Annotated in this window: 25 protein-coding genes and 1 tRNA gene; 13 read left to right on the top strand and 13 right to left on the bottom strand. The window is 61.8% G+C overall.

Translation table 11 applies throughout. The features are described 5' to 3' along the window. Positions 1–59 precede the first annotated feature (59 nt). Positions 60–1,055, bottom strand: coding sequence for a rhamnose ABC transporter substrate-binding protein (gene rhaS, locus NKJ32_RS04915; protein WP_352684493.1), 996 nt, complete (start codon positions 1,053–1,055; stop codon positions 60–62). A 55-nt stretch (positions 1,056–1,110) separates the two neighbouring features. Beyond that, positions 1,111–1,920: a DeoR/GlpR family DNA-binding transcription regulator gene (locus tag NKJ32_RS04920; RefSeq protein WP_023677380.1), complete on the bottom strand. Its 810-nt coding sequence runs from the start codon at positions 1,918–1,920 to the stop codon at positions 1,111–1,113. A gap of 187 nt (positions 1,921–2,107) precedes the next feature. Here NKJ32_RS04920 and NKJ32_RS04925 point away from each other — a divergent pair, with 187 nt between their 5' ends. Both NKJ32_RS04925 and rhaI read left to right on the top strand, forming a co-directional pair. Beyond that, positions 2,108–4,210 (top strand): bifunctional rhamnulose-1-phosphate aldolase/short-chain dehydrogenase, encoded by a 2,103-nt coding sequence (locus tag NKJ32_RS04925; RefSeq protein WP_352784755.1) that lies wholly within the window; start codon positions 2,108–2,110, stop codon positions 4,208–4,210. Between the two features lie 179 nt (positions 4,211–4,389). Next, the gene (gene rhaI / locus NKJ32_RS04930; RefSeq protein ID WP_352784758.1) at positions 4,390–5,682 is read left to right on the top strand and encodes an L-rhamnose catabolism isomerase; all 1,293 of its coding nucleotides are present in this window, start codon (positions 4,390–4,392) and stop codon (positions 5,680–5,682) included. A gap of 636 nt (positions 5,683–6,318) precedes the next feature. On the opposite strand, the gene NKJ32_RS04935 is transcribed toward rhaI, so the two are convergent. Continuing rightward, positions 6,319–7,407, bottom strand: a complete 1,089-nt coding sequence (locus tag NKJ32_RS04935; protein WP_352685161.1) for an IS110 family RNA-guided transposase — start codon at positions 7,405–7,407, stop codon at positions 6,319–6,321. Positions 7,408–7,632: 225 nt separating this feature from the next. On the opposite strand from NKJ32_RS04935, the gene ggt (NKJ32_RS04940) reads away from it, so the two are divergent. Then, positions 7,633–9,369 (top strand): gamma-glutamyltransferase, encoded by a 1,737-nt coding sequence (gene ggt, locus NKJ32_RS04940; RefSeq protein ID WP_352784764.1) that lies wholly within the window; start codon positions 7,633–7,635, stop codon positions 9,367–9,369. A 64-nt stretch (positions 9,370–9,433) separates the two neighbouring features. Here ggt (NKJ32_RS04940) and NKJ32_RS04945 read toward each other — a convergent pair whose 3' ends face one another. From NKJ32_RS04945 to NKJ32_RS04955, 3 genes are all read right to left on the bottom strand, one after another. Continuing rightward, positions 9,434–9,775: a hypothetical protein gene (locus tag NKJ32_RS04945; RefSeq protein WP_292663955.1), complete on the bottom strand. Its 342-nt coding sequence runs from the start codon at positions 9,773–9,775 to the stop codon at positions 9,434–9,436. Between the two features lie 181 nt (positions 9,776–9,956). Continuing rightward, positions 9,957–10,406, bottom strand: a complete 450-nt coding sequence (locus NKJ32_RS04950) for a hypothetical protein (RefSeq protein ID WP_352784767.1) — start codon at positions 10,404–10,406, stop codon at positions 9,957–9,959. Positions 10,407–10,484: 78 nt separating this feature from the next. Continuing rightward, complete coding sequence (locus NKJ32_RS04955; RefSeq protein ID WP_352784770.1) at positions 10,485–10,784, bottom strand: DUF1236 domain-containing protein; 300 nt, start codon at positions 10,782–10,784, stop codon at positions 10,485–10,487. Positions 10,785–11,206: 422 nt separating this feature from the next. Here NKJ32_RS04955 and NKJ32_RS04960 point away from each other — a divergent pair, with 422 nt between their 5' ends. From NKJ32_RS04960 to NKJ32_RS05005, 10 genes are all read left to right on the top strand, one after another. Next, positions 11,207–11,398: a DUF3606 domain-containing protein gene (locus tag NKJ32_RS04960; RefSeq protein ID WP_352624329.1), complete on the top strand. Its 192-nt coding sequence runs from the start codon at positions 11,207–11,209 to the stop codon at positions 11,396–11,398. A gap of 102 nt (positions 11,399–11,500) precedes the next feature. Continuing rightward, on the top strand, positions 11,501–11,767 hold the full coding sequence (locus NKJ32_RS04965; protein ID WP_352448669.1) for a DUF6894 family protein: 267 nt from the start codon (positions 11,501–11,503) through the stop codon (positions 11,765–11,767). Between the two features lie 656 nt (positions 11,768–12,423). Beyond that, positions 12,424–12,801 carry a VanZ family protein gene (locus NKJ32_RS04970; RefSeq protein WP_352826928.1) on the top strand — a complete coding sequence of 126 codons (378 nt, stop codon included), beginning with the start codon at positions 12,424–12,426 and terminating at the stop codon, positions 12,799–12,801. 512 nt (positions 12,802–13,313) lie between these two features. Further along, positions 13,314–13,985: a GntR family transcriptional regulator gene (locus NKJ32_RS04975; protein WP_352826930.1), complete on the top strand. Its 672-nt coding sequence runs from the start codon at positions 13,314–13,316 to the stop codon at positions 13,983–13,985. An 85-nt stretch (positions 13,986–14,070) separates the two neighbouring features. Beyond that, the gene (locus NKJ32_RS04980; protein WP_352784777.1) at positions 14,071–14,916 is read left to right on the top strand and encodes a transporter substrate-binding domain-containing protein; all 846 of its coding nucleotides are present in this window, start codon (positions 14,071–14,073) and stop codon (positions 14,914–14,916) included. 85 nt (positions 14,917–15,001) lie between these two features. Next, positions 15,002–15,715 (top strand): ABC transporter permease, encoded by a 714-nt coding sequence (locus NKJ32_RS04985; protein WP_352698118.1) that lies wholly within the window; start codon positions 15,002–15,004, stop codon positions 15,713–15,715. Next, positions 15,712–16,431 (top strand): ABC transporter permease, encoded by a 720-nt coding sequence (locus tag NKJ32_RS04990; RefSeq protein WP_352698254.1) that lies wholly within the window; start codon positions 15,712–15,714, stop codon positions 16,429–16,431. Before NKJ32_RS04985 ends, NKJ32_RS04990 begins: the two co-directional genes overlap by 4 nt. A 21-nt stretch (positions 16,432–16,452) precedes the next feature. Next, entirely contained in the window at positions 16,453–18,045 is a 1,593-nt protein-coding gene (gene ggt / locus NKJ32_RS04995; RefSeq protein WP_352698116.1) for a gamma-glutamyltransferase, read from the top strand. Between the two features lie 910 nt (positions 18,046–18,955). Continuing rightward, complete coding sequence (locus NKJ32_RS05000; protein WP_051406149.1) at positions 18,956–19,711, top strand: AAA family ATPase; 756 nt, start codon at positions 18,956–18,958, stop codon at positions 19,709–19,711. Between the two features lie 217 nt (positions 19,712–19,928). After that, positions 19,929–20,543 (top strand): class I SAM-dependent DNA methyltransferase, encoded by a 615-nt coding sequence (locus tag NKJ32_RS05005; protein ID WP_245274725.1) that lies wholly within the window; start codon positions 19,929–19,931, stop codon positions 20,541–20,543. A gap of 644 nt (positions 20,544–21,187) precedes the next feature. On the opposite strand, the gene NKJ32_RS05010 is transcribed toward NKJ32_RS05005, so the two are convergent. From NKJ32_RS05010 to hisD, 7 genes are all read right to left on the bottom strand, one after another. Continuing rightward, a tRNA-Phe gene (locus NKJ32_RS05010) sits at positions 21,188–21,263 on the bottom strand. Between the two features lie 432 nt (positions 21,264–21,695). After that, positions 21,696–21,887, bottom strand: coding sequence for a DNA gyrase inhibitor YacG (gene yacG, locus NKJ32_RS05015; RefSeq protein ID WP_023677402.1), 192 nt, complete (start codon positions 21,885–21,887; stop codon positions 21,696–21,698). Continuing rightward, positions 21,884–22,513 (bottom strand): Maf-like protein, encoded by a 630-nt coding sequence (locus NKJ32_RS05020; RefSeq protein WP_023677403.1) that lies wholly within the window; start codon positions 22,511–22,513, stop codon positions 21,884–21,886. Before NKJ32_RS05020 ends, yacG begins: the two co-directional genes overlap by 4 nt. A gap of 25 nt (positions 22,514–22,538) precedes the next feature. Further along, positions 22,539–22,757, bottom strand: a complete 219-nt coding sequence (gene infA, locus NKJ32_RS05025) for a translation initiation factor IF-1 (RefSeq protein WP_006200926.1) — start codon at positions 22,755–22,757, stop codon at positions 22,539–22,541. A gap of 89 nt (positions 22,758–22,846) precedes the next feature. Continuing rightward, positions 22,847–23,314 carry an arsenate-mycothiol transferase ArsC gene (locus NKJ32_RS05030; RefSeq protein ID WP_280952102.1) on the bottom strand — a complete coding sequence of 156 codons (468 nt, stop codon included), beginning with the start codon at positions 23,312–23,314 and terminating at the stop codon, positions 22,847–22,849. Position 23,315: 1 nt separating this feature from the next. Next, positions 23,316–23,801, bottom strand: coding sequence for a UPF0262 family protein (locus NKJ32_RS05035; RefSeq protein WP_292663977.1), 486 nt, complete (start codon positions 23,799–23,801; stop codon positions 23,316–23,318). Positions 23,802–23,803: 2 nt separating this feature from the next. Next, complete coding sequence (gene hisD / locus NKJ32_RS05040) at positions 23,804–25,096, bottom strand: histidinol dehydrogenase (RefSeq protein WP_352577518.1); 1,293 nt, start codon at positions 25,094–25,096, stop codon at positions 23,804–23,806.

Here is a 25,096-nt window from a genome sequence, read left to right on the forward strand (position 1 = left end):
GTTCGTTTGAAAGCGCGGCGGAACCTGAGCCCCGCCGCACCGTTTCGAAGGTCCCAGGATCAATAGATCTTGGAGAACTTTTCGATGTTCGACTTGTCGAACTGGAAGGGCGGAGCCATCGCAGCCGAGTTGGTGTCGTCGAGCGTGACCTTGCCGACGCGGCCGATCGACAGCGTAGCACCGGGCTTGGCCTCTTCCTTCTTCACCGCCAGGTCGTGGGCGAGGTAGACGGCGGAGTAGCCGAGATCGATCGGGTTCCACAGCGCAACCGCCTGGCTGGCGCCATTGTCGATGAACTTTTTGAACTCCGACGGCAGCGCCAGGCCGGTGACGTTGACCTTGCCGATCAGGCCCTCGTCGGTCACCACCTGCGCGGCGGCAACGACGCCGACCGTGGTCGGTGCGATGATCGCCTTGAGATTCGGATAGGACTTCAGCAGGCCCTTGGCTTCGTCCGTGCTCTTGGCCGAGTCGTCGTCGCCATAGACGGTGGCGACGAGCTTGATCTTGGGGAACTTCTCCGGCAGCACCTTCTTGGCCGCGTCGATCCAGGCATTCTGGTTGGTCGCGGTCGAAGAAGCCGACAGGATGGCGACATCGCCGCCTTCCGGCAGGTAGTCGGCGGCCAGCTTGATGATGGTCTCACCGATCAGGTTGGTATCGGAGGGGTTGAGGTGAAGCTGGCGTCCTTCCGGCGCGACGCCTGAATCCCACGAGATGACGGTAATGCCGCGCTGCATCGCCTTCTTCAGCACTGGCACCAGCGCGTCGGCGTCGTTCGCCGAAATGGCGATGGCATTGACCTTCTGGGCGATCAGCGAATTGACCACTTCGATCTGCGCTTCGGCGGTCGCCTTGGTCGGGCCGGTGTAGATGATGTCGACATCGCCGAGCTCCTTGGCCGCCTCTTCGGCGCCCTTGTTGGCGGCGTCGAAGAAGCCGTTGCCGAGCGACTTCACCACCAGCGCGATCTTGACGTTTTCGGCGTAGGCGGCATTCACGAACAGGGCGGCGGAGAACGCCGCCGTAACCATCAATTTCTTCAGAAAGCTCATCGAATATCCTCCCTTGAGCGTTGCATTCCATCGCCGCTGCGGGCGTGAGTGGTTCTCAGGCCTGCAGCGAAGATTCTTCCTTGTTGGTTGCCGTTGTGCGGGCGATGATCAGCGTCACGCCGGCGGTCTCCAGCATCTTGGCTTCGCGATCCTCGATGGCGTCGTCGGTGATCACCGTGGCGATGCGCGACAGGCCGCACAGGATCAGGCTCGAGCGTTTGCGGAACTTCGAGGAATCGACCAGCACCACCAATTCGTCCGCCTGGTCGATCAGTTTCTGCTCGGCCTGGATCAGCAGCGGGTCGCCTTCCATAAGGCCGAGCGGCCCCAGCCCTTGCGCGCCCATGAACATGCGGCGCGCGTAGAAATTGCGCGTCACGTCATTGTCGAACGGCGACAGGATGATGTTCTGCTCGCGGTAGATGGTGCCGCCCGACAGCATCACCGTGTTCTTGGAGTGCCTGAGCAAGTGCTCCGCGATCGGGAAGGAATTGGTGAAGATCGGCATGCGGCGGCCGGTCAGGAAATGCACCATCTGGAAGGTGGTGGTGCCGCCATTGATGATGATCGGCTCGCCGTCCTTGCACAGATCCACGGCTTCCCGCGCGATTGCCCGCTTCTGCGAAGCGTTGATGGTCTCGTTGACGGAAAAGGGCCGGCCGGCTAGGCCGATGAACTGCGGCGGCGAAAGCGCCTCGGCGCCGCCGCGCACCCGGCGCAGCCGTTTTTGCACATGCAATGCCGCGATGTCGCGCCGGATCGTCGCCTCCGACGACTCCGTCAGGTCGACCATCTCCTGCACCGTCACCACAGGCTTTTCCTGGACGGCGGACAGAATGATCCTGTGGCGCTCTTTCTCGTGCATGGTTCCTCCCTGCCGGAGCATCTAGTCACCCAAAGCGCGCAGTGTCAATCATTTCCGATCAGATAATTTCATTGTGCAATGCAATATGACTGATATTGATCGTTTGTGATTGACAAGGCCGCCGCTTGCGTAGAAATTCGTACAAAAGGGACCCGCGCCGTTTGCGTGTCCCAAAGGGAGGATACCTATGCTCGACAAGCGCTCCGGCACGCGCCTCGCCAATCTTTGGAATGACGCAAAAGCGCAAGCAATGAGCGAGCCCGAACGTCTGGTCTATCGCTCGAATGTTCTTGGCTCCGACAAGCGCGTCACCAATTATGGCGGCGGCAACACCTCCTCCAAGATTTGGCAAAACGATCCGCTCACCGGCGAGAGCGTGGAAGTGCTGTGGGTCAAGGGCTCGGGCGGCGACAGCGCCTCGATCAAGCTCGACGGCTTCGCCACGCTCTACATGGACAAATTGCGCGCGCTGAAAGGTCTCTATCGCGGCCTCGAACATGAAGACGAGATGGTCGGCTATCTGCCCCATTGCACCTTCAACCTCAACCCGCGCGCGGCTTCCATCGACACGCCGCTGCATGCCTTCGTGCCGAAGCCTTATGTCGACCATATGCATCCCGATGCCATCATCGCCATTGCCGCCGCCAAGGATTCGCAGGCGCTGACCAAGGAGATCTTCGGCGACACGATCGGCTGGCTGCCATGGAAACGGCCGGGCTTCGAGCTCGGCCTGTGGCTGGAGAAATTCTGCCGCGAAAACCCCGAAGCCAAGGGTGTCGTACTGGCCAGTCATGGCCTGTTCAGCTGGGGCGACACGCCGAAGGAATGCTACGAGACGACGATCTCGGTGATCAACCAGGCGATCGACTGGTTCGAGCGCAAGAGCCAGGGCAAGCCGATTTTCGGCGGCGAAGTCGTCAAATCCCTCGATGCGCCTGCGCGTCGCACCGTGGCCGCAAAACTGATGCCGAGGATCCGTGGCCTGATCTCGGAGAACAGCCACAAGCTCGGCCATTTCGACGATTCCCCTGCCGTGCTCGAATTCGTCAATTCCAGGGATTTGCGGCCGCTGGCGGCACTCGGCACGTCCTGCCCGGACCACTTCCTGCGCACCAAGATCCGGCCGCTGGTCATCGAGTTCGACCCCCAAAATCCCGACGTCGATGCCGTCATTGCCCGTCTTGCCGATGATGTGGCGGAGTATCGCGTCGGCTATCAGGCCTATTATGACCGCTGCAAGCACGCGGATTCGCCACCGGTGCGCGATCCGAACGCCGTCGTCTATCTGATGCCCGGCGTTGGCATGTTCACCTTCGCCGGCGACAAGGCGACGGCGCGCATATCGGGCGAATTCTACGTCAACGCCATCAACGTCATGCGCGGTGCCTCGACGGTCTCGACCTATGTCGGCCTGCCCGACCAGGAAGCCTTCGACATCGAATACTGGCTGCTCGAAGAGGCAAAGCTGCAGCGCCTGCCGAAACCAAAGGCTCTTGCCGGCCAGATTGCGCTGGTCACCGGCGGCGCCGGCGGTATCGGCCGGGCCACCGCCAACCGGCTGCTGCGCGAGGGCGCGTGCGTCGTGCTGGCCGATATCGACGAAGCAGCCCTTGCCAGCGCCAATGACGAGCTTGCCAAGGCCTATGGCAAGGATTTCGTGCGGCCCGTAGTCATCAACGTCACGTCCGAGGATCAGGTGATCTCCGGCTTTGCCGAAACGGCGGTCGAATTCGGCGGCATCGATATTCTGGTCTCCAATGCCGGCCTGGCCTCCTCGGCGCCGATCGAGGACACCACGCTGACGCTGTGGAACAAGAACATGGACATCCTGTCGACCGGCTATTTCCTGGTTTCGCGGGAGGCGTTCCGGCTGTTTCGGGCGCAGAAGATCGGCGGCAACGTCGTCTTCGTCGCCTCCAAGAATGGGCTTGCCGCATCGCCAAACGCCGCCGCCTATTGCACTGCCAAGGCCGCCGAAATCCATCTGGCACGCTGCCTGGCGCTGGAAGGCGCGGAAGCGCAGATCAGGGTCAATGTCGTCAACCCCGACGCTGTGCTGCGCGGCTCGAAGATCTGGACCGGCGAATGGAAGGAACAGCGCGCCGCCGCCTACAAGATGTCGACCGACGATCTCGAGGAGCACTACCGCTCGCGTTCGATGCTGAAGCGGTCGGTGTTCCCCGAAGACATCGCCGAGGCGATCTATTTCTTCGCCTCCGATATGTCGGCCAAATCGACCGGCAACATCATCAACGTCGACGCCGGCAACGCACAGAGTTTTACGCGATAAGCGACCGTCTTTGAGGGTTGCGCTGCCCCTCATCCGCCTGCCGGCACCTTTCTTCCCGTATAGTGACGGGGAGAAGGGAAGCGCTACAACGCCGGTGATCCTCCTCTCCCCGTGTTTTTACGGGGAGAGGGTAAGGGTGAGGGGCAGCGCCGACCAACGCAAATTGGGAGGAAACCACCATGTCCGAAACCATCATCTCCGCCGACCTCGTCGACAGGCACAATGCCGCGCGCGATGCCGACCTCAGACGCGACTACGAGTCTCTCGGCGAGCGCCTCGACCGCCGCGGCATCGCCATCGACGCCATCCGCGACAAGGTCGAGAAATTCGCCGTCGCCATCCCGTCCTGGGGCGTCGGCACCGGCGGCACCCGCTTTGCCCGCTTTCCCGGCGCCGGCGAGCCGCGTGACATTTTCGACAAGATCGAGGACTGCGCCGTCATCCGGCAATTGACGCAGGCGACGCCGACCGTCTCGCTGCATATTCCCTGGGACAAGGCCGATCCGAGCCGGCTGAAGCAGGCGGCATCCCGCTTCGGCCTCGGCTTCGACGCCATCAACTCCAACACCTTCTCCGACGCCAGCGACCAAAAACTTTCCTATAAATTCGGCTCGCTGTCGCATGCCGATGCAGCAACACGCCGGCAGGCGGTCGAGCACAATCTCGAATGCATCGAGATCGGCAGGACGCTGGGCTCCAAAGCGCTGACGGTATGGATCGGTGACGGCTCGAACTTTCCCGGCCAGGTCAATTTCGCCAAGGCATTCGAGCGCTATCTCGACGCGATGAAGGAGATCTATGCCGGACTGCCGGACGGCTGGAAACTGTTCACCGAGCACAAGATGTACGAGCCGGCCTTCTATTCGACCGTCGTGCAGGATTGGGGCACCAATTACATCATCGCCAAAGAGCTTGGCGACAAGGCGTTCTGTCTGGTCGACCTCGGCCATCACGCCCCCAACGTCAACATCGAGATGATCGTGTCGCGGCTGATCCAGTTCAAGAAACTCGGCGGCTTCCATTTCAACGATTCGAAATATGGCGACGACGACCTCGACGCCGGCTCGATCGATCCCTACCGGCTGTTCCTTGTCTTCAACGAACTCGTCGATGCCGAGCTTTCAGGTGCAGAAGGGTTCGATCCGGCTCACATGCTCGACCAGAGCCACAACGTCACCGACCCGATCGAAAGCCTGATGCTGTCGGCAATTGAGGTGCAGCGCGCCTATGCTCAGGCGCTGCTGGTCGACCGCAAGGCGCTCGAAGGTTTCCAGCATGCCAATGACGCGCTGATGGCGACGCAGACGCTGAAGACAGCCTATCGCACCGACGTCGAGCCGATCCTTGCCATGGCGCGGCTGAAGACCGGCGGCGCCATCGATCCGGTCGCCGCCTACCGCGCCGCCGGCTACCGGGCGAAGCTTGCAGCGGAACGGCCGGCCGTGGCGAGCGTCGGCGGCGGGATTGTTTGATGTTGGTGAAAATGAAAACCCGCCACGAAGGGCGGGTCGTTGGAGCCAATTAGCACCACAGCCAGATTAATAGCATAGCTGCCGGCACAAAGCAAGAACAAAATTGCTGTAACGTGAAAATTCTGGGAGCCGCGATGAAGCGTGGCCTTGCTACCAACGCTGCGGCGCTCAGAAGTTACGGCATGGATCCTAGGGTCTCCGCTACGTCGCTTCGCTCCTGCTCCGCCCTAGGATGACGAACGCGTGGTGGTACAAGAACCAGTCGCGGACGTTGGAGATTGGCGGGAAGCGTCACCTCGCTTCGTCATCCTAGGGCAGAGCGAACGCGAAGCGCAGCGCAGACCCTAGGATCTATATGTGGACGGCGCCTGCCTGCAACGGTTGTTTTGCGTCGTTTTCGATCGCTTGCGTCCATATGTCCGGCCTTTGAGCACGGTCCTTGCGGCCGCTGGCCAAGGTGGGGTTCGCGACGCCCGTTCCAATCATGCCAGCGGTTTCGTTGGCCAATGGATCCCTCGGAGTTTCGCGCGTCACGGATCGATCGATCACGCCATCTTCCTTCCGTTGCAAGAGCTTGTGTTCGGTGTTCCTCCGTTGCGGCCTATCCGGGCATGTCAGCGCCGTGCTGAGCCGCGGTCAGGGCTGGCCGCAGGCCACCGCCGTAGGCGGCGCGAAGCGGCCTTGAGGGCGGCGAGGAGGCGTCAGGTTGCCCGCCAGGCCGCAACGGTACGGCTCGCCGGTGATCATCATCTTCCAGGCCATGCGGGCGGTCTTGTTGGCGAGCGCCACAGCCGCCAGCTTCGGCGGCTTGCGCGCAATCAACGCCGCCAGCCACGGCGAGGCCTTGGCGCGGCCGCGACGCACCTGCTGGATGTGGGCCGTCGCGCCCACCACCAGCGCCTGCCGCAGCATCTCGTCGCCGGCCCGCGTGATCACCCCCAGCCGGTTCTTGCCGGCGGTCGAATGGTTCTTCGGCGTCAGCCCCAGCCACGCCGCGAAGTCGCGTCCCGAGCCGAACGCTGTCGCATCAGTGACCTTGACGCCGAGCAGGCTCGCCACGACCGGCCCGACGCCGGGCATCGCAGCCAGCCGCTGTCCAGTCTCGTCCTTGCGGTGATGGGCCAACAGCTTCTTGTCGATTGCCGCGTATCGCGCGCACACCGCGCGGTATTCCTCGCCGAGCGTCTCAAGCAGTTCCTTTGCCAGCCCCGGCACCGTCGCGTCGCCGGCAATGCGGGCCAGCAGTGGCTCGATGCGGGCAAGGCCTTGTGCGGCCACCAGGCCGAATTCGGCTGCGTAGCCGCGGATCGTGTTGGAAAGCTGCGTGCGCCGCCGCACCAGCTGCTCGCGCACCCCAAACAGCATCTGCGCCGCTTGCTGCTCGCCGCTCTTGATCCCAACAAAGCGTGTCCTGGGCCGGCTCATCGCCTCGCAGATCGCCTCGGCGTCAGCCGCGTCATGCTTGCCGCGCCGCACATATGGCTTCACGTGCTGCGCCGCGATCAGCACCACCTCATGACCCAGCCCCGACAGCGTGCGCGCCCAGTAATGCGAGCCGCCGCACGCCTCCAGCCCGATCCTCACCGGCGCAAGCTTGGCGAAGAACGGGACTACCGCCCGCCGTTGCAATTTACGCACCAGCACCGAACGCTCCGCAGCGTCGACACCATGCAGCTGAAAAACACTCTTGGACGTATCCATGCCAATACGGATAAGGTGTTCCACGGACGGCTCCCTTGTTTGAGATCTCAACGAACTCATTCTGGCACATCCGATGCCGTCGGGCGCCGTCCACCCCATCATGCCGTTGCAGTCGCCGAAGATTGCAACGGCGGTTGCGAGGCGAACCGGCACAGGCGTGCGAACCCTCCCGATTCTTTCGATCTTCGCAGTAGACTCAACCGCTCCAAGCGCGTTTCCTAGGCACACCCCCACGCTCGGAGAACGGCCATGCACAACACCCGCCGAACCCTAATCGCCGTAAGCCTTTCCCTCACCCTGACCTTCGTACCCTTCCTCGCCTATGCCGCCTCGCCGCAGCCGGCGAAGGGCGAGCACGGCATGGTGGTGACCGCCCAGCATCTTGCGTCTGAGGTCGGCGTCGAGGTGCTGAAGCAGGGCGGCAACGCGGTCGATGCCGCGGTCGCCGTCGGCTATGCGCTGGCCGTGGTCTATCCGACCGCCGGCAATATCGGCGGTGGCGGCTTCATGACCATCCGCTTCAACGACGGCCGCTCGACCTTCCTCGATTTTCGCGAGCGCGCGCCGCTGGCCGCGACCAAAACCATGTATCTCGACAAGGACGGCAAGCCGGTAAAAGGCGCCAGTCTCGACGGCTATCTGGCGGTCGGCGTGCCGGGCTCGGTCGCTGGTTTCGAAATGGCACGGGAGAAATACGGCACGCTGTCGCGGCAGGACTTGCTGGCGCCGGCCATCCGCTTTGCCAAAGAAGGCTTCGTGCTGGAGCAGGGCGATGCGGCCTCGCTCCAGGGCGGCGCGGAGCGGTTGGCCAGGGACCCAGCGGCGGCGGCCATTTTCCTCAAGCCGGACGGCAAGCCTTATGCTGTCGGCGAGCGCCTTGTTCAGCCCGATCTCGCGGCTTCGCTTGCCGCCATTTCCGAACGCGGGGCGGATGCCTTCTACAAAGGCGCGACCGCCGACGCCATCGTCAAGGCGAGTGGCGAGAAGGGCGGCATTCTGGCCAGGGCTGATTTCGAAAACTATGCGGTGCGCGAGCTCAAGCCGGCGACCTGCAATTACCGCGGCTACGAGATCATTTCCTCGCCGCCGCCGAGCTCCGGCGGCGTCATCATCTGCGAGATCCTCAACGTGCTTGAGTTCTATCCGTTGTCCTATCTCGGCGCCGGTTCGGCCGAGACGGTTCACGTCATGGTCGAGGCGATGCGCCACGCCTATGTCGACCGCAATTCGGCGCTCGGCGATCCCGGCTTCATCGACAATCCGGTCGCAAAACTGCTCGACAAGAATTACGCCAGGGAAATTCGCGAAAAGATCGATCCGTTCCGGGCCGGCGTGTCGCAGGAATTGATGCCGAAGGGCTTTGGCGAGAGCAACGAGACGACGCATTTTTCGATCATCGACAATGACGGCAATGCCGTCGCGGTAACCTACACGCTGAACGGCTCTTTCGGCGCCGGCGTTGTCGCCGCCGGCACCGGCATCCTGCTCAACAACGAGATGGACGATTTCACCCAGAAACCCGGCGTGCCCAATCTCTATGGCCTGGTCCAGGGCGAGGCGAATGCGATTGCGCCGAAAAAGACGCCGCTGTCGTCGATGAGCCCCACCATCCTCGCCAAAGACGGCAAGCCGTTCATGGTCATCGGCAGCCCCGGCGGTTCACGCATCATCACCATCACGCTGGAGGCGATCGTCAACGTCGTCGATCACGGCATGAACATCCAGGAGGCCATCGACGCACCGCGCATCCATCACCAATGGCTGCCTGACACGGTCTATATCGAACCCTTCGGCCTGTCGCCCGATACCGAAAAGCTGCTTACCGGCATGGGCTACCGCCTCGATCTTGCCGACACGACCTGGGGCCAGGCGGCCGGCATCCTGGTCGGCGGCAAGAGCCTGGCGGAAATCGAGAAGGGTGGCGGCGCCCGCTACAATGGCGCCATCGACAGCCGCGCCGCAGCCGGCAAGGCTATCGGGTATTAAACCCCAAAAAGTGGGAACCGGTTTTCGGATAAGATCATGGTCAACAAGAAGATTGCGCCTTGCTTCAGGTGACCAGCGCGATTGTCGACGCAATCAGCATCAGCGCCGCGATGCCGACGAACAGCGCGTAGATGCGCGGCCGGTCGAGCAGAAGCGCATTGCCGGATATCCATGCTGCAGTGGCGCCACCAAGCGCGAAAAAGAAGGTGCTGCGGCGCCCGAAGCTCAAGCCGGCAGCCATCAGGCCACCGATGATCAGGGCGCCGAACACGATGATCACGGCGACTGCGTATTTTTCGAAATCGTTGCTGCCGGCGCTCGGGCCGATTGCGTTCAACCTCGACAGATCGTCCGGATCGAACGGGCTGGTCGACCCATATTCGTCTTGACCGACAGGCTCATGCATTATTCGTTCTCCGCAAACCGACAGCAAATCATCAAGCCTCGCCGAGCGCAACCGCTCGCCGAATGTGATCGGCACGGTGTTCAACACTTTCTGGCGGCGGCTTGCCAGAGATTTTTGAATTCGCGCTTGGATCGCCGCCCCGCTGCGCGGCCTGGTCAAGCGCTTTGCCCGAGCTGAATCTTCATGCCGCCCTGGCCAAAGACCGCGTTGCCTGAACGGAAGCCCCAAGCACCGCCTGTGCGGAGTCGGCCTGCCTTTCATCGACATGCGCCAGCACCAGGATCACACCTTGTGCGGCATTCGTCTGGCCTGGCTGCTTGCCGGTACCGGACGATGTCCCGAAAAGCCTGCCGGCAACGCCGCCCAGGACTGCACCGACGAGGGCCGAGGCCAGCCATCCCGCGCCGAGGGGATCGATGCCGGGGATATCAAAGGCGCCGAGGCCGGCCAACAAACCCGCCGCCGCGCCAAGGGCGGCACCGGTGCCTGGACCGCGCAAGACGGCGCCGATTTCGTCATCGTAGGGTCCGATGACACTGATTTCGTGACGGGCGATCCCTGCCGCCTGAAGCGCTTCGACGGCACGCGCCGCCTGGTCATGGGAATCAAAAAGTCTGCTGATTGTTCGCATTGAAACTGCCTGTGAGGCCCCCCGGCCCTCGACGGTACGGCGGGTTCCTGCTGAGCGACGACTGCCCGAGCTTTCACGTCACTCGATGATCTTGACGATCTTGCGCGTGCCTGGGTCGACGACGACGGTGCGGTTGTCGACGATGACATAGCGGTATTTGACGCTGGGGACTTCATGAAGCTCGACGGTATCGGGAAGCGTCGAGCCGATATTGAGCTCCACCCCAGGGATTTTCACCGAGGCCAGCGGCTGCTTCTTCACATACTCCTTGATGACCGTTTCCTGCTGCGGTTCGATGACAACGTCTTGCGCTGCAGCGGCGCCGAGGCCTGCCAGCAGCAGAAATCCCGCCACCGCGGTGGAAAGATGCATTCTCATGGTCGTCTCCTTTGCGAACTCGGTCCGCTCTTCGCGCCAAGGCTCACTCGAACGGAAGGCAGCTGAAAACGTTCCGTCGACCGGGCTTCGGTCCCGCCCGGCAGGGACCAACCGACGTGTTGCCGCAGGACCTAAGTCTGATCCTTGTGCGCAAAGGGTGGGTTTGCCGCGTGACCCGGAACCGCCGCGGCACCTAGCCGTTGCTGGCTGCACGTTCCGGGAGGATTCCATGGAAAAGGTCGACGGTTGCTCGCACCGATCCTGGCTGTTTCCATTCCGATCGAACCCGGCATCTGCGCAGCCCTGTCCCTTCCTGCGCCGATAAGGGTTCGCGCGTCACTTTGTGGCGGGCGAACCCTCAAATTGCTGCGTGCACCAAAGTTGACCCCCTGAAGCGAAGAGAAGGGGCGAGGAGAGCGGAAATGCCCGACGACAAGAGCAAGCGAGACTTCAGCGACCGCAATCGCGTTTCGGCGGATGAATATTATGAGGTCGAACATTTCGCGCGGGAAAATGGTGTTTCGCCCAGCCAGGTGAGCAAGCTGATCAAAAGGACCGGCGGCGACCGGATGATCCTCTCGCAGGCGGTGAAGGCATTGCGCGAGCGCAAGTGAGCTGGCGGCCAAGCCAACGGTGGAGAGGCACTGATCGCGATCGGCCGAGATCCGGCCAGCTATCGACAACATGCCCGGATGCCGCCGCTTCGGCCAAGCGCAATGCCCCGCTACTTCTTCGATTCCGATGAAGACGGAATCGTCTATTCCGACGATCAGGGAACGTTATATGACGATCTCCCGCTGGTCAGGAAAGAAGCCCTTCGCACACTGGCCGAGATGGCCAGGGATGGCCTTCCTCATCGCAGGATTGCAGTCAAGGTCCGGGACGACCGTGGCGGTCTGGTCCTTGAAGTGGCTTTGACCTTTGCCGTTGAAACGCGGCACTTCGACGAGCGGATTTTCCAGATCGACTTGCGCACGAACTGACGGCTCGATCATCATCGCGCCGACCATCATCAGATTTCTGGTGCAGCGGCATCTTCCCCTGGCGCGGAACATTAGAAGTCTCTAATTGTTATCTTAAGCAGCGGGAACCTCCCAGGATTCTGCTGCAGATCGGGTGCAACCCGATCGGCCCGCGCCCTCCGCCAGAGGCGCGGGCTTCGTTTGTTTAGCCGATGCGCAACGCCGTTCGGCAGCAGCATATTGGAGACCTGCGGGAGCAGTAGTAGCATCTGTCGCTACCGCGGCGCCCTGGCGCCCAGGCAACGGAGCCCGTCGTCCGACAGGGCGGCGGGCTTTTTTGACGCGGGTCGGTCATCACGCAATCGATGGAATTCTGGCCGGCGCCGATTCGTGTGGCATGGGGTAAGGTGCCCTGACGCAGCGCCGGCCAAGCGGAAATCAGGTCCGCCGCAGCCAGATAGTAGCCGCGCTGGCGCAGCAGGTAATTGCGTGATCGCGGAAGCCGCACCATTGCAGAGCCCTCCCCAGCAGTTCGGCCTGCCCAGCGGCTGACCCGAGGCATTCATTCATTCTGACGATGCACCGGACGCCCCGACGGCGGAAATTGGACGCAGCGCTCGCTCTCGATTCAGCGGCCGGTGTTCCCTGCAGATTTCGGACGAAAGGCCATTCTATCCTTGTTGCGCCTGGATTCTTATCAGATCGTGGCAAGGATTGCCTTTCCGGCCGCGTTTGCCGGCGTTCTGCTGTTCGCCCTTCTGCCGGAGCAACTCCTGCAGGGTCTTGGCCTGGCTTTCACGTTTGATCACGACAAGCTCAATCACGCCGCCGCCTTCGTCGTCCTGGCGGCTCTCGGAAGTCTCGGCTGGCCGGAACGCAAGGCGAAGCTGATCGTACTCCTCGTTCTCACGGGTGCGGCGATCGAGGGGCTTCAGGCCGTGCAACTGATAGGGCGCGACCCGGATTTATTCGACTGGGTGGCCGACTGCGCGGGAATCGCGTGCGGACTGACGGTTGCAGGCTGGACAAAGCGGCTCGCCGGCGGATTGCCATAGCTCGAAAGCGCATAACGGAATCGGCGCGCCCGTGCCCCAATAAGGGGAAAATGGCCGGCGCCACTTGGGGGCGCGTTGGGGTAAGTTGCCTGATGGGGCGCCGGCCAGGCGGAAAAATTACGTCCGCCGCAAAGTAACATAGCAGGAACGGCAATGCGCGGCAGTAGCGTGATCGCGGAAGGTCCGCGCTCGCGCCTCCGGTGCGGTGACCCGTTTTGGGCCAACAATTCTGGCACCTGAATTGCACTGTAGGCAATGCCGGGGAATCCCGGCAATCGTCCCCGAATATGGGGCCTCGCCGCTTCGCAAATGGAGCGGCGGGCCTTTTTGCCGGATGTTGAAAAGTAGGCCGATCAGCGGCTTAGCTGATCACAGTGTGCTTAGCCCGATTTCCCCTACCAAGTGCTTATTCTCACAAGAGAAATTCTAAAGCGCCCAAGCATCGGAGCTTGACACAGGCTTCGAGAACTGGATAAGTGGATACACAGATACGCTCTGATCGGACCCAAGACATGGCAGCTGACGCAATCGAGCCGTTGGGCATCACGACCGCCGAGGAGGAAGCTTATCGCCACATTCAGCGGGCCCTGAGGATGGGGCGTTATCGGGCCGGGGACCGGCTGATCCCGGAAGAGATCGCGACGGAAATCGGCATGAGCCGCATGCCGGTTCGCGAAGCATTCCGCCAACTGGCCGCGGAAGGTCTTGTGGTCATTCGCCCGAACCGTGGCTGCATCGTCGCCGGGCTTACCCTCGATGAGATCTACGAAACATTTGAAATACGCTCGGTGCTCGAAGGGCTGGCGGTGAGGCTTGCCATGCCGCACATCGATGTCGAAGTGCTTGAAGAACTGGAACGCCAGCTCGACCGGATGGAGCGCGCCAGCCAGACCGGCAGCAGCGACTGGGTCGTGCGCCATCAGGCCTTCCATTTGCAGATTTGCCAATTGAGCAACAGACCCAAGCTGGTCCGGCAGATTGTCAGCCTGCACGTCGTGATCGAGCCCTACCTGCGCATCTGGTTCGACTATGTCGACAAACCCGCCAGCGCGCGTGCCGAGCACGAGATCCTGATCGACGTGCTGCGGTCAGGTGATGCCGGCAAGGCTGAGATCGTCATGCGGGATCATATCGTCGAGACGGCGCCGCTTCTGGCCAACTTCGCAAGTCCCGGCCGCCGCTAGGGAATACCATCTAACTCGTTGAAGCCGGAAGATAATCCGGCACGACGAAAGGGAACTGCCATACCGGCAAAAAGAGGAGAATGATATGAAAATTAGCCGCATCGCAGCCATTGCGTCGGTCCTGTTCGGCCTGGTCCAGGCCGCCGTTGCACAAGAAACACCAAAGGCAATTACCATTGCCACCGAAGGAGCCTACGCGCCCTGGAATTTCACAACAGCCGACGGCAAGCTGGACGGCTTCGAAGTCGATCTCGCCAATGATCTGTGCGGGCGAATGAAGATCGAGTGCAAGATCGTCGCACAGGACTGGGACGGCATGATCCCCGCGCTGACCGTCGGCAAGTTCGACGTGATCATGGCGAGCATGTTCATCACTGAAAAACGTCTGAAGATCATTGACTTTACCCAGCCGTATGCCGTGGATCCCTCAGGTTTCGCGGTCGCCAAGGATAGCGAACTGGGCAAGCTCGGCATCTCCAACGAGCGGTTGAAGCTGGAGAATGAACCCTCTGCGCAGGCGGCAATCGACAAGCTCAAGCCATTGCTGAAGGGAAAGATCATTGGAGTTCAGGCTGCAACGGCGAACCTGGAATTTGTGAAAAAATACTTCTCGGACGTCGCCGAGATTCGCGAATACAAGACCACCGAGCAACACGATCTCGATCTTGCCGCGGGTCGCATCGACGCGCTCTTCGCGCAACAGACAGCGCTGGCCGCCACGCTGGGCAAGCCGGAGTTCAGCGACTATACGCTTGCAGGACCAGGATTTGTCGGGGGTCTCTTCGGTCTTGGCTCCGGGGCCGGTATCCGCAAAGAGGACACCAAGCTGAAAGACATGCTCAACGGCGCCATCGACGCCGCGACCGCCGACGGCACGATCAAAACCCTGTCGCTTAAATGGCTCAAGAGCGACGTCACTCCAGTCAAGTAAGCGCTTGCCGGCGAACGGCCATTCCTGACCACGTTCCGGAGCTGAGCCGTTCGTCCTGCCGGGGGTATCAATGCCGGGGGTATCAATGGTTGACGCATTCCGGCTGCTTGGTTTCCAGCACGGAGGTTGGGGGGCTGCTCTTCTCATGGCGGCCTCGGTCACAGTGCTCCTGTCCGTGCTGGGCTTTGCGCTTGGCGCTGTATTTGGCGGGCTGGCAGCGGCCGGGCGTCTCCGCAACTCCAAAATATTGAGGTTCTTGGCCCTTGGCTATTGCACGGTTTTCAGGGGCGTGCCCGACCTTCTGACCATTTATCTGCTTTACTATGGAGGAAGCGTCGCCCTGACCTCGCTTGGTCATAGCCTGGGTGGGTCCGGATTCGTCGGCGTTCCGGCCTTTGCCACTGGAACCTTGGCTATCGCGATCATCTCGGGCGCCTATCAAGCCGAGGTCTATCGAGGGGCTTACCTCGCCATCGACCAGGGACAGCACGATGCCGCTTGCGCGCTTGGTCTCAACCGGCTGCAGCGGCTGCGACAGGTTATTTTTCCCCAGCTCCTGAGATACGCGCTGCCAGGTCTCGGCAATGTGTGGCAGTTGGTTCTGAAGGACTCGTCGCTGATATCGGTAATCGGCCTCGTTGAACTGATGCGCCAGGCGCAGATCGCTGCAGGTTCGACCCGTGAACCGTTCATCTTTTACATTGCTGCAGCCTTGCTCTATCTGGCTATCGCTTCCGTCACGGGCCACGCCTTCTACCGTCTGGAACGGAAGGCGCCGTGGCGCGTCCGGTCGGCATGATAGATTTCAGTTTTTTCCTCGAAATCCTGCCGAAGCTACTCGTCGGCCTGCCGCTCACGATGGAACTGGCCCTGACTTCCATCGTTGCCGGCTTCGTTCTTGCCGTCACATTGGCGCTTGCCCAGCAATCGGAATCGCCCTTCGTCGTCTTGCCGATCCGTGGCTTCGTTGCCGTGTTCAGGGGCACGCCTCTGCTGGTGCAGATTTTTCTGACCTATTATGGCCTTGGTCAGTTCCGGCACCAACTGTCGGCAATTGGATTATGGGCCGTTTTCCGCGAACCCTACTGGTGCGCAATCATCGCGCTGACACTCAACACCACCGCCTATGGCAGCGAAATCCTCCGCGGCGCGATTCAATCGGTGCCACGCGGCCTTGTCGAGGCGGCCCGGTCTGTCGGCCTGTCCACCTATTTGACCTATCGGCACGTTATCCTGCCGCTGGCCTTTCGCCAGGCGCTGCCGAGTTACGGCAATGAAATCATCCTGATGATCAAGGGCACGTCTCTGGCTTCCATCGTGACCTTGATGGAGGTGACTGGAATTGCCCAGGGATTGATCTCCCAGACCTACCGCGCCTTTGAAGTCTTCATCTGCGCGGGCGCCATTTATCTCACTTTGAACTTCGCGATCATCCGTGCCTTGGCGGCACTCGAATACTGGATGTCGCGGCATCTGCGGCACCGCCCCTCGACGATGAGCGACGCCGCCTCTTGAGCACGATCAGAAGGGCATAGCATGCGAAATTTTGAGAAACCAACGCGCTCGGTTGTCGTTTCACGCGAGGCCATGGCCGCCACCTCTCATCCGTCGGCGACCCTGACGGCGGTGGAGATCATGGCGGCCGGCGGCAACGCCATGGATGCCGCCATCGCAGCCTGCGCGGTGCAATGTGTCGTCGAGCCAGCCTCGACCGGCATTGGAGGCGACTGCTTCGCTCTTCTGTCGCGAAACGGATACGGCGAGGTCATCGCCTACAACGGATCGGGCAGGACACCCGCCGCCCTCACAATTGACTGGTTCCTCGAACGTGGCATGGCGGAGGTGGCCCGCAATTCTCCTGGCTCCGTCACCATCCCGGGAGCAATCGATGCCTGGACCAGATTGCACGCTGATCATGGGCATATGCCCTTCGATCAAATCCTGGCCCCCGCTATACGTTTCGCCGAGGAAGGCTACGCCATTTCACCGCGGGTCCATCGTGACTGGGCGTTGGAAGAAGAACTTCTGGCCTCCGATGTAGCCGCGAAACGGATTTTCCTGCCAAACGGCCGTGCGCCAGGCGTTGGCGAAGTGCATCGCCAGCCTGAGTTGGCTGCAACGCTGCGGCTGATCGCCAAGAAGGGACGAGAGGCCTTCTACACTGGCCCTGTGGCCGGTGACATGGTCGCCTATCTTCGTGGGCTCGGCGGATTGCACACACTCGAAGATTTCGCCTCGGCAACAGGCGAATACGTGACCCCGATCAGCACGGCGTTCCGAGGCTGCGATGTGTTCGAATGTCCGCCGAATGGCCAGGGTGTGATCGCGCTGCTCATTCTAAACATCCTCTCGCGCTTCGAAGCGCACGGCGACCCGCAATCCGCGGACCGGCTTCACCTGGAAATCGAAGCAACACGCCTCGCTTACGCCGCGCGTGACCTGCTCGTCGCCGATCCTGATGCGTCCGAGGTCCCGGTGGCCGACATGTTGTCGAATGCCTGGGCCGATCGTCTGGCCGGCATGATTGACCTAAAGCGCGCCCGCGCGGACCTGCCGGCGTTCGATATGCCGCTGCACAGCGACACGGCCTATATTTCCGTTGTCGATAAGGATCGCAATGCGGTCAGTTTCATCAACTCGGTCTTCGACAGCTTTGGCTCGGGCCTGGTCTCGCCACGCTCCGGTGTCGTCTTGCACAATCGCGGGCAAAGCTTTTCGCTTGACCCCAAGCACCCCAATGCAGTGGCGCCGAACAAGCGACCTTTGCATACCATCATACCCGGGATGCTTGCGAGAGACGGCCGGGCAGAAATGCCTTTCGGCGTTATGGGTGGCTACTACCAGGCAATGGGCCACGCGCACCTGCTGACGAAGGTGCTCGACTTCGGGATGGATCTGCAGGAGGCGATTGATCTGCCGCGGGTCGCCCCCGTCAGCGGCACCATGAACGTCCAGGCCGAACACGGGCTCGCTGGCGAAACCGTAGCTGAACTTAGCCGACGCGGTTTCGAAATCATTCCCGCCACGGACCCGATCGGCGGTGCGCAGGCCATTCGCATCGATTGGGCAAACGGGACCCTGCTGGGCGGTTCTGAACCGCGCAAGGACGGCTGCGCCCTCGGTCTGTAGACCGGTTATGGCCAGAGTGGGATCCAAGATGCCGAAGATGCTCTTCATCGACATTTGGCCGGCGAGCAGGAGCCGCTGGCGCCATGGTCCAGATAATTCTTGCACGCCATCGACAATCCGATCGGCGCGAGGTTGTCACCCATGTCTTAGGTACAAACTGTTACCCATCTCCGGGCCGTACAGGGAAAAATGGTGCCCAGAGGCGGATTCGAACCACCGACATGCGAATTTTCAGTCCGCTGTCGGTGATTGATATTGTTCAGATTTTAGGTCGAATGTCGCGTTTGTGTCGCGTCAAGCCAAAAGCGCCCGCTCGGCCTGAACTCGTTGCCTTGTTCAGCGCCCAAACACGCGTGCCGTGGTGCCGACAGTCATTCAGATGGATGATGGTATGGTTCGGCACTCCTAGTAAGCTCCGATCACCAGGCAATTTAGAGACTTTCTGAGGTCCATGTTCCTATGGGCGCAAGCGGCGCGACGACGGAGGTGTTGGCGCAGGCGGCGGGGTCGGCGTCGTCGAGGCTCGCACGCCTGGAAGCCACAACGACCGACGTCGACCAACGGGCAACCGTGGGGCACGCGCTCGATCAGGAGATGGCACGGGCGACGAGCCAGTTCGACAGCGACAGGCGTGTCAACCAGCCGCAAGCGCAGGCGATCGAGAAGCAATTGCAAGTTCCCAAGTCAACCGGCAACGCTGTCGCGGCTCGACAGGCGGGACTGCACGCCATGGAAAGGCAGTTCCCGCCGCATCGCATCTCCTCCAAATCTTTTTGCGGCGTCAGCAGGATGCCAGCGAGCGGGGTCAACTCGGCCAGGCGGATGCCAGAGTGTTTACGCTCGCCACACCGCCGGAGCGGGCGAGCTCGCTTCATCCGATCTTTCTGTTTCCTGTTCGGGAGGTCCCTACATGATTATCGAGTTGTTCGGTCCGCCTGGTGCAGGCAAGACGACCCTTCTCCGCGCCCTTTGCCGTGAGCTGGCGAAACGCGACATCCGTGTGAAGACAGTCAATGGCTATCGCCGGATTGATTTTGTGTCTTTCGGCAGCGAAGTCGATTCGGTCGAGGATGAAGGCCCGGAGACACGCCATGGCATCCAGCGTCTGGTGCACAAGCTCGCCACCGCGAGTCCGGTCTTGTTCTCGACCCCGCCGAGCGAGGGGGCCGCTGCGCGGCTTTTGGCATCGATCCCTCCAAAAAGTCGAATATGGGCGTTGCGTCTGAAGATCGACGTCGTTTTGCTCTTCGAAGCCTGGAATACGGCGCAGGCCTCAGAAGGGTACTTCATTTTCGAAGAGGGCATCGTTCAGGCGTTGTGTGCGCTCGTCCTGTTGGCACGAAATCCAAGTATCGACATGGTTCGTAATTGCATGACGTTCCTGCCGCGACCGGATCTCCTCATTCAAGTCGACGCGCCCGGGGAAACGCTGCGCCACCGCCTCATTGAGCGGTATGCGCGGCAGCCGTACCTCGAGCGCCTTCTCGAAGTCGGAGTGGTCAGGGGCCTGAAGCAAGCGGATATCGCGAGGGAGATCGGCCAATGCCTGCAAGACAAATGGCCGCTGATGCGTGTCGACGGCCTCGACCCACGCAATTTCGAACAGGTCGTCGCGCGCATCGTGGGGCACGGATTGCCCGCGACGGCATGCGTCGGGCCAGACTAGAGGCGCGAGTTGCATGGTGCTCACGGTGAGATCGTTCGTTGGCATTCGCAGATTTCTACGGGCGCAGCGGCGACCGTTAGGCAGCGTCCATGAGAACCGTGCACCCGCTCGTCGGGATTACCGAGCAAGCCACCAGACGGATGGGTACGGTGCCCATTACTCCGACACGTTCCGGTCCGGCTACTATGCAGCTCTGTGGTCGGGTATCGAAAAGCCCTTGGTCGAACGTACTCTCCTGCCTGTCGGCGGGCCGAACCGGAAATGCCTGGACTTCGCATGCGGCACAGGCCGCATAGCAAATATCGCAGCTCAATTTTTTGGTGAAGTCGTCGGCGTTGACATCTCCCAATCTATGCTGGCTAGCGCACGGGTTCCGAAGAACGTGAAATTGGTCCGCGCTGATATTACGCTCTCTCCGCTCGCCGAAAGGTTCGACGTGGTCACGGCATTCAGATTCTTCCTCAATGCTGAAGATGAGCTCAGGAAGGATGCACTGTCGGCCATCAGCGCGCATTTGAACGAAGGTGGATTGCTAATCTCGAATATCCACATGAATGCGACCTCGCCAATAGGGCTGGTCTGCCGCATTCTGAACCGTTATGCAGGAGGGACAGTCCGCCACACTTTGAGCATTAAAGGATACGAGCAGACGCTCATTGCAAACGGCTTTATTGTCGAGCGGATAGTTGGGTACGGTTTTTTGCCGCGACCCGGGAAATTGCTGCCAAGACTCTGCGAAATATTGATCGTGCCGTTTGAAAGGATCTGCGCAAGTGCCAGGATTCCGGCGGAGCTTGCGCAGAATTTCCTGGTGGTTGCCAGAAAGCGGTAAAGCCGGCGGGCACATGAAATTTGAAACCGAGCATTTGCCATGAGGCTGGTCTTTGTTGAAGCTATTGGCAGGAAAGTATCGAGTGTCGTTTTTGGCTGCGCTTCGCTTGGCTCAATCAGACAAAGCGCTGCTCGCCTCTGCTCATCAGTGCGTTTGGCGACGGCGCTCGCCGGTGACCAACGATGCACTTGCCCTTTTGAGGCAGGACGATCGCAAGCATCCCGACGTCGCGAGGTACTTTCGTAGGTTGGGGGATTCCGGCAACGTAACGCGGGTTCGCGCCGTAATTTCCAGACGTCTTGAGGTTCAAGTATCTCCCTGCCGATTGCGGGACGCGAATTCCTCGTAATGCCTGCGTATGAACTCCGGTTTGGCCCGATGCCGCACCTGCCGGCCTGTAAGCCTCTCGCAGACAGTGCCCACGCATCTCGAACCATAAAGACGCATGAGAGAACGTCTGAAAGCGGCTACGGCGCGCTTTGCGCGTGCCCATGTCGCGTTCATGTCGCGTGGAGTTGCCGACAGTCGCAGGAAACCCTTGAAAATCAACGGTAACAGTTCGCAACACGGCGCGACATGAAATGCCGTAAGTCGCCAAGTTGGCGACACCGCAAGCCATTGAGTGATTTTATATGAGGAAGTAGTGGTGCCCAGAGGCGGATTCGAACCACCGACACGCGGATTTTCAGTCCGCTGCTCTACCAACTGAGCTATCTGGGCCTGCTCCGGCGGGCGGCAATCTGCACACCGGGTTCATGAAAGCGCCGTCGGCACCCCTTGAAAGCGCGTGGGTTATAGCACGGGAATTCGGCCTGTCCAGCGCTTAGAGCATGATCCCGAAAAGTGGAATCCGGTTTTCGGAAAAAGATCATGCTCAGACAAAAAGCATGATCCCGAAAAGTGGAATCCGGTTTTCGGAAAAGATCATGCTCAAACAAAAAGCATGATCCCGAAAAGTGGAATCCGGTTTTCGGAAAAGATCATGCTCAAACAAAACGCCAGAACCTGTTCCGTCCGACAGTGCCCGGATGGAACAAGTTCTGGACATTGATTTCAGGCGGGAAACGACAGGCAGTCCGCAAGGCCGATCATCGGTCACGATCGCGGCTGCGAAACCGTCCCAAGCCTGTGGAAAACCGCAGGTGGACGGCGCTATTTCTGGTCGTCGTTCTCGTCTTCGTCGTCGCGGCCCGGGATGACGTAGACCCCCTTCAGCCAGCGGTTGAGGTCGATGTCCTTGCAGCGCGTCGAGCAGAACGGGTAGGTTTCGCGCGCCGATGGCTTGCCGCATTCGGGGCAGGGCCGCTTGGGCCGCAACGGCGTGACCTTGTCGTCCGGGCTCATATCCGCGCACCCGACAGCCAGTTGGCGTGCACCTTAAACCCTTCGCCGCTCAAAAGCGCTACCGTCTCGTAGAGTGGCAGGCCGACGACGTTGGTGTAGGAGCCGACAAGCTTGACGACGAAGGCGCCGGCAAGCCCCTGGACGCCATAGCCGCCGGCCTTGCCGCGCCATTCTCCGGATGCGATGTAGGCCTCGATCTCCTCGCGCGGCAGCCGCTTGAAACGCACCCTGGTCTCCACCAGCCGCAAGCGCTGCTTGCCGCCCGGCGTGATCAGGCAGATGCCGGAATAGACCCGGTGCGAACGGCCGGACAAAAGCCCGAGGCAGTTGGCGGCGTCGTCGAGCGTCTCGGCCTTGGGCAGGATGCGCCGCCCGACGGCAACCACCGTGTCGGCGGCCAGCACGAAGCTCGGCAGGTAGTCCGTCTCGGTCTTCAGCGAAGCCAGCGCCTTCTCGGCCTTCTGTGTTGCCAGGCGCTTGGCCAGCGAGCGCGGGTGCTCGGCGCGCAGCGGCGTCTCGTCGACATCGGCCGGCAGCACACGGTCCGGCTCGATGCCGGCCTGCTGCAGCAGCTCGATCCGGCGCGGCGAACCCGAGGCAAGCACGAGCTTCTGCAAAATGCCCATCGCGATCCCGGCCGGGTCCTTGAACTTACTTGAAGCGGTAGGTGATGCGGCCCTTGGTCAGGTCGTAGGGCGTCATCTCGACCAGGACCTTGTCGCCGGTCAAAACGCGGATGCGGTTCTTGCGCATGCGGCCGGCCGTATGGGCGATGATTTCATGTTCGTTTTCGAGCTTGACCCTGAACATCGCGTTGGGCAGCAGTTCCGTCACGACACCCGGAAACTCGAGGACTTCTTCCTTCGGCATTCGATACCTTTGCTTGGATGGGTACTTCCAGCGCCCCGGCCGGAAAGTTGCGCGGAACCTATATGATAAACGTCCGCTTGTGAACATGCTTAATCCGCGGCGTTTTTAGCCCCGTTGCCGAGAAAACGGCGGCCGATCCGCGCCTTCAGCCGCTCGCGCACGTCGCGGTAGGCGGCCATGATCTGCTCGCGCGTGCCGCTGACGCCGGTCGGGTCGGGCATCGGCCAATACTCGACCTCGACGGCCAGCGAGCGGGTGAGCTCGAGCGCGGTGTGGTGAGCTTCCGGCGCCAGCGTCACGATCAGGTCGAAATAATCGTCCTCGAGGTCGTCCATCGTTCTCGGGTGCCGTTCGCCCAGCGACAGCCCTTCTTCGGCCAGCACGGCATCGACGAACGGATCGCGTTCGCCGCCGCGCACCCCGGCCGAGGCGACGAAGGTGGTGGGCGGAAGCACCTTGCGCGCCAGCAATTCGGCCATCGGCGAGCGCACGGCGTTCATGCCGCAGACAAACAGGATCGAGCGGGGCAGGATCGGGCGGGGCAGCGGGGCGGCCAGTTCAGCCTCGCCAGTGCAGCACGCAAACCAGCGTGAACAGCCGGCGCGCCGTGTCGAAGTCAATCTCGATCTTGCCGGCAAGCCGGTCCATCAGCGTCTGCGAGCCTTCATTGTGCAGGCCGCGCCGGCCCATGTCGATCGCCTCGATGTGGCTGGGCGTCGCGGTGCGGATGGCATCGTAATAGCTTTCGCAGATCATGTAGTAATCCTTGACGATGCGCCGAAGCGGCGTCAGCGACAGGATGTGGGTGACCACGGCTGCGCCGTCCTCGCGCGCCACCGCAAACACCAGCCGGGATTCGGCCAGCGACAGTTTCAGCCGGTACGGGCCGGCGCCGTCGTCATTGACCGGCTGGAAGCGGTTCTCCTCGATCAGGTCGAAGATCGCCACCGCCCGCTCATGCTCGACATCGGGCGTCGAGCGGCCGATCGTCTCGTCGAGCTCGACATCGATCAGTCTGGCGCGGGTTTGGTCGTAGTCGGACATTTCTACATGTTCAGCCGAATGCCGACGGAGCGTCCATGTGCATCGAGCCCTTCCGCCTTGGCGAGCGTGATCGCCGCCGGCGCCAGCGCCCGCAACTGCTCCGGCCCGAGCTTCAGGATCGAAGTGCGCTTGACGAAATCGAGCACCGAAAGCCCGGACGAAAAGCGCGCCGAGCGCGCCGTCGGCAGCACGTGGTTGGAGCCGGCGACATAGTCGCCGATGGCTTCCGGCGTGTGGCGGCCGAGAAACACCGCACCGGCATTGCGCATTCGCGCCAGGAAGGCCTCTGGGTCGTCGATGGCAAGCTCGACATGTTCGGCCGCGATGCGGTCGACCAGCGGCAGTGCTGCCTCGATCGTCGGCACTAGGACTATGGCGCCAAAATCGCGCCAGCTCGCCGCCGCCGTTTCTCCGCGCGGCAGGTTCTGCAACTGCCGCTCCACCGCCTGTTCGACCGCCGCGCCAAAGGCAGTGTCGTCGGTGATCAGGATCGACTGCGCCGACACATCGTGTTCGGCCTGGGCGAGCAGGTCGGCGGCGATCCAGTCCGGATCGTTGCTGCCGTCGGCGACGACCAGCACTTCCGACGGCCCGGCGATCATGTCGATGCCCACCGTGCCGAACACCTGGCGCTTGGCCGCAGCGACATAGGCATTGCCGGGGCCGACGATCTTGGCGACGGGCTTTATCGTCTCGGTGCCATAGGCAAGGGCCGCGATCGCCTGGGCGCCACCAACGCGGTAGATTTCGGAGACACCGGCAAGGTCGGCTGCCACCAGCACCAGCGGCGGCACCTCGCCGCCGGAGGCCGGCACCACTATGGCGATGCGCTCGACGCCGGCGACCTTGGCCGGTACCGCGTTCATCAGCACCGAGCTCGGATAGCTCGCCGTGCCGCCCGGCACGTAGAGCCCGACGGCCTCGATTGCCGTCCAGCGCGAGCCGAGCTCGACGCCGGCGGCATCGGTGTAGCGGTCGTCCTGCGGCAGCTGCCGCTGGTGGTGGGAGCGGATGCGCTCGCGCGCGAATTTCAGCGCCTCGACCGTCTGCGGATCGGCGGCCTCATAAGCCTTGGCAATGTCGTCCCTGGAGACGGCGATGCCGAGCCTGGCCAGGTCACCGCCGCCGAATTTCTGCGTGTACCCGACCAGCGCCGCGTCGCCCTCGGCACGCACCTTGGCGATGATCTCGCGCACCACGGCGTCGACATCGGCCGAGACTTCCCGCTTGGTCAGCAGGAACGCGGCAAAGCGCTGCTCGAAATCGGCGTCGGACTGGCGAAGCGTGATGGCCAT

This window comes from Mesorhizobium sp. M0159 (assembly GCF_040322295.1).
In the GTDB taxonomy this organism is placed as follows: Bacteria; Pseudomonadota; Alphaproteobacteria; order Rhizobiales; family Rhizobiaceae; genus Mesorhizobium.

What these genes read in the sequence shown, in the direction of transcription:
- NKJ32_RS05035 (WP_292663977.1), bottom strand. Translation starts at nt 23,801, where the DNA reads ATGTCCGACTACGACCAAACCCGCGCCAGACTGATCGATGTCGAGCTC.
- infA (WP_006200926.1), bottom strand. Translation starts at nt 22,757, where the DNA reads ATGCCGAAGGAAGAAGTCCTCGAGTTTCCGGGTGTCGTGACGGAACTG.
- NKJ32_RS04965 (WP_352448669.1), top strand. Translation starts at nt 11,501, where the DNA reads ATGCCCCGCTACTTCTTCGATTCCGATGAAGACGGAATCGTCTATTCC.
- NKJ32_RS04945 (WP_292663955.1), bottom strand. Translation starts at nt 9,775, where the DNA reads ATGCATGAGCCTGTCGGTCAAGACGAATATGGGTCGACCAGCCCGTTC.
- ggt (WP_352784764.1), top strand. Translation starts at nt 7,633, where the DNA reads ATGCACAACACCCGCCGAACCCTAATCGCCGTAAGCCTTTCCCTCACC.
- ggt (WP_352698116.1), top strand. Translation starts at nt 16,453, where the DNA reads ATGCGAAATTTTGAGAAACCAACGCGCTCGGTTGTCGTTTCACGCGAG.
- NKJ32_RS04975 (WP_352826930.1), top strand. Translation starts at nt 13,314, where the DNA reads ATGGCAGCTGACGCAATCGAGCCGTTGGGCATCACGACCGCCGAGGAG.
- NKJ32_RS04950 (WP_352784767.1), bottom strand. Translation starts at nt 10,406, where the DNA reads ATGCGAACAATCAGCAGACTTTTTGATTCCCATGACCAGGCGGCGCGT.
- NKJ32_RS05000 (WP_051406149.1), top strand. Translation starts at nt 18,956, where the DNA reads ATGATTATCGAGTTGTTCGGTCCGCCTGGTGCAGGCAAGACGACCCTT.
- NKJ32_RS05020 (WP_023677403.1), bottom strand. Translation starts at nt 22,513, where the DNA reads ATGGGCATTTTGCAGAAGCTCGTGCTTGCCTCGGGTTCGCCGCGCCGG.
- NKJ32_RS04990 (WP_352698254.1), top strand. Translation starts at nt 15,712, where the DNA reads ATGATAGATTTCAGTTTTTTCCTCGAAATCCTGCCGAAGCTACTCGTC.
- NKJ32_RS04925 (WP_352784755.1), top strand. Translation starts at nt 2,108, where the DNA reads ATGCTCGACAAGCGCTCCGGCACGCGCCTCGCCAATCTTTGGAATGAC.
- NKJ32_RS04985 (WP_352698118.1), top strand. Translation starts at nt 15,002, where the DNA reads ATGGTTGACGCATTCCGGCTGCTTGGTTTCCAGCACGGAGGTTGGGGG.
- yacG (WP_023677402.1), bottom strand. Translation starts at nt 21,887, where the DNA reads ATGAGCCCGGACGACAAGGTCACGCCGTTGCGGCCCAAGCGGCCCTGC.
- NKJ32_RS04960 (WP_352624329.1), top strand. Translation starts at nt 11,207, where the DNA reads ATGCCCGACGACAAGAGCAAGCGAGACTTCAGCGACCGCAATCGCGTT.
- NKJ32_RS04920 (WP_023677380.1), bottom strand. Translation starts at nt 1,920, where the DNA reads ATGCACGAGAAAGAGCGCCACAGGATCATTCTGTCCGCCGTCCAGGAA.
- NKJ32_RS04980 (WP_352784777.1), top strand. Translation starts at nt 14,071, where the DNA reads ATGAAAATTAGCCGCATCGCAGCCATTGCGTCGGTCCTGTTCGGCCTG.
- rhaS (WP_352684493.1), bottom strand. Translation starts at nt 1,055, where the DNA reads ATGAGCTTTCTGAAGAAATTGATGGTTACGGCGGCGTTCTCCGCCGCC.
- hisD (WP_352577518.1), bottom strand. Translation starts at nt 25,096, where the DNA reads ATGGCCATCACGCTTCGCCAGTCCGACGCCGATTTCGAGCAGCGCTTT.
- NKJ32_RS04955 (WP_352784770.1), bottom strand. Translation starts at nt 10,784, where the DNA reads ATGAGAATGCATCTTTCCACCGCGGTGGCGGGATTTCTGCTGCTGGCA.
- rhaI (WP_352784758.1), top strand. Translation starts at nt 4,390, where the DNA reads ATGTCCGAAACCATCATCTCCGCCGACCTCGTCGACAGGCACAATGCC.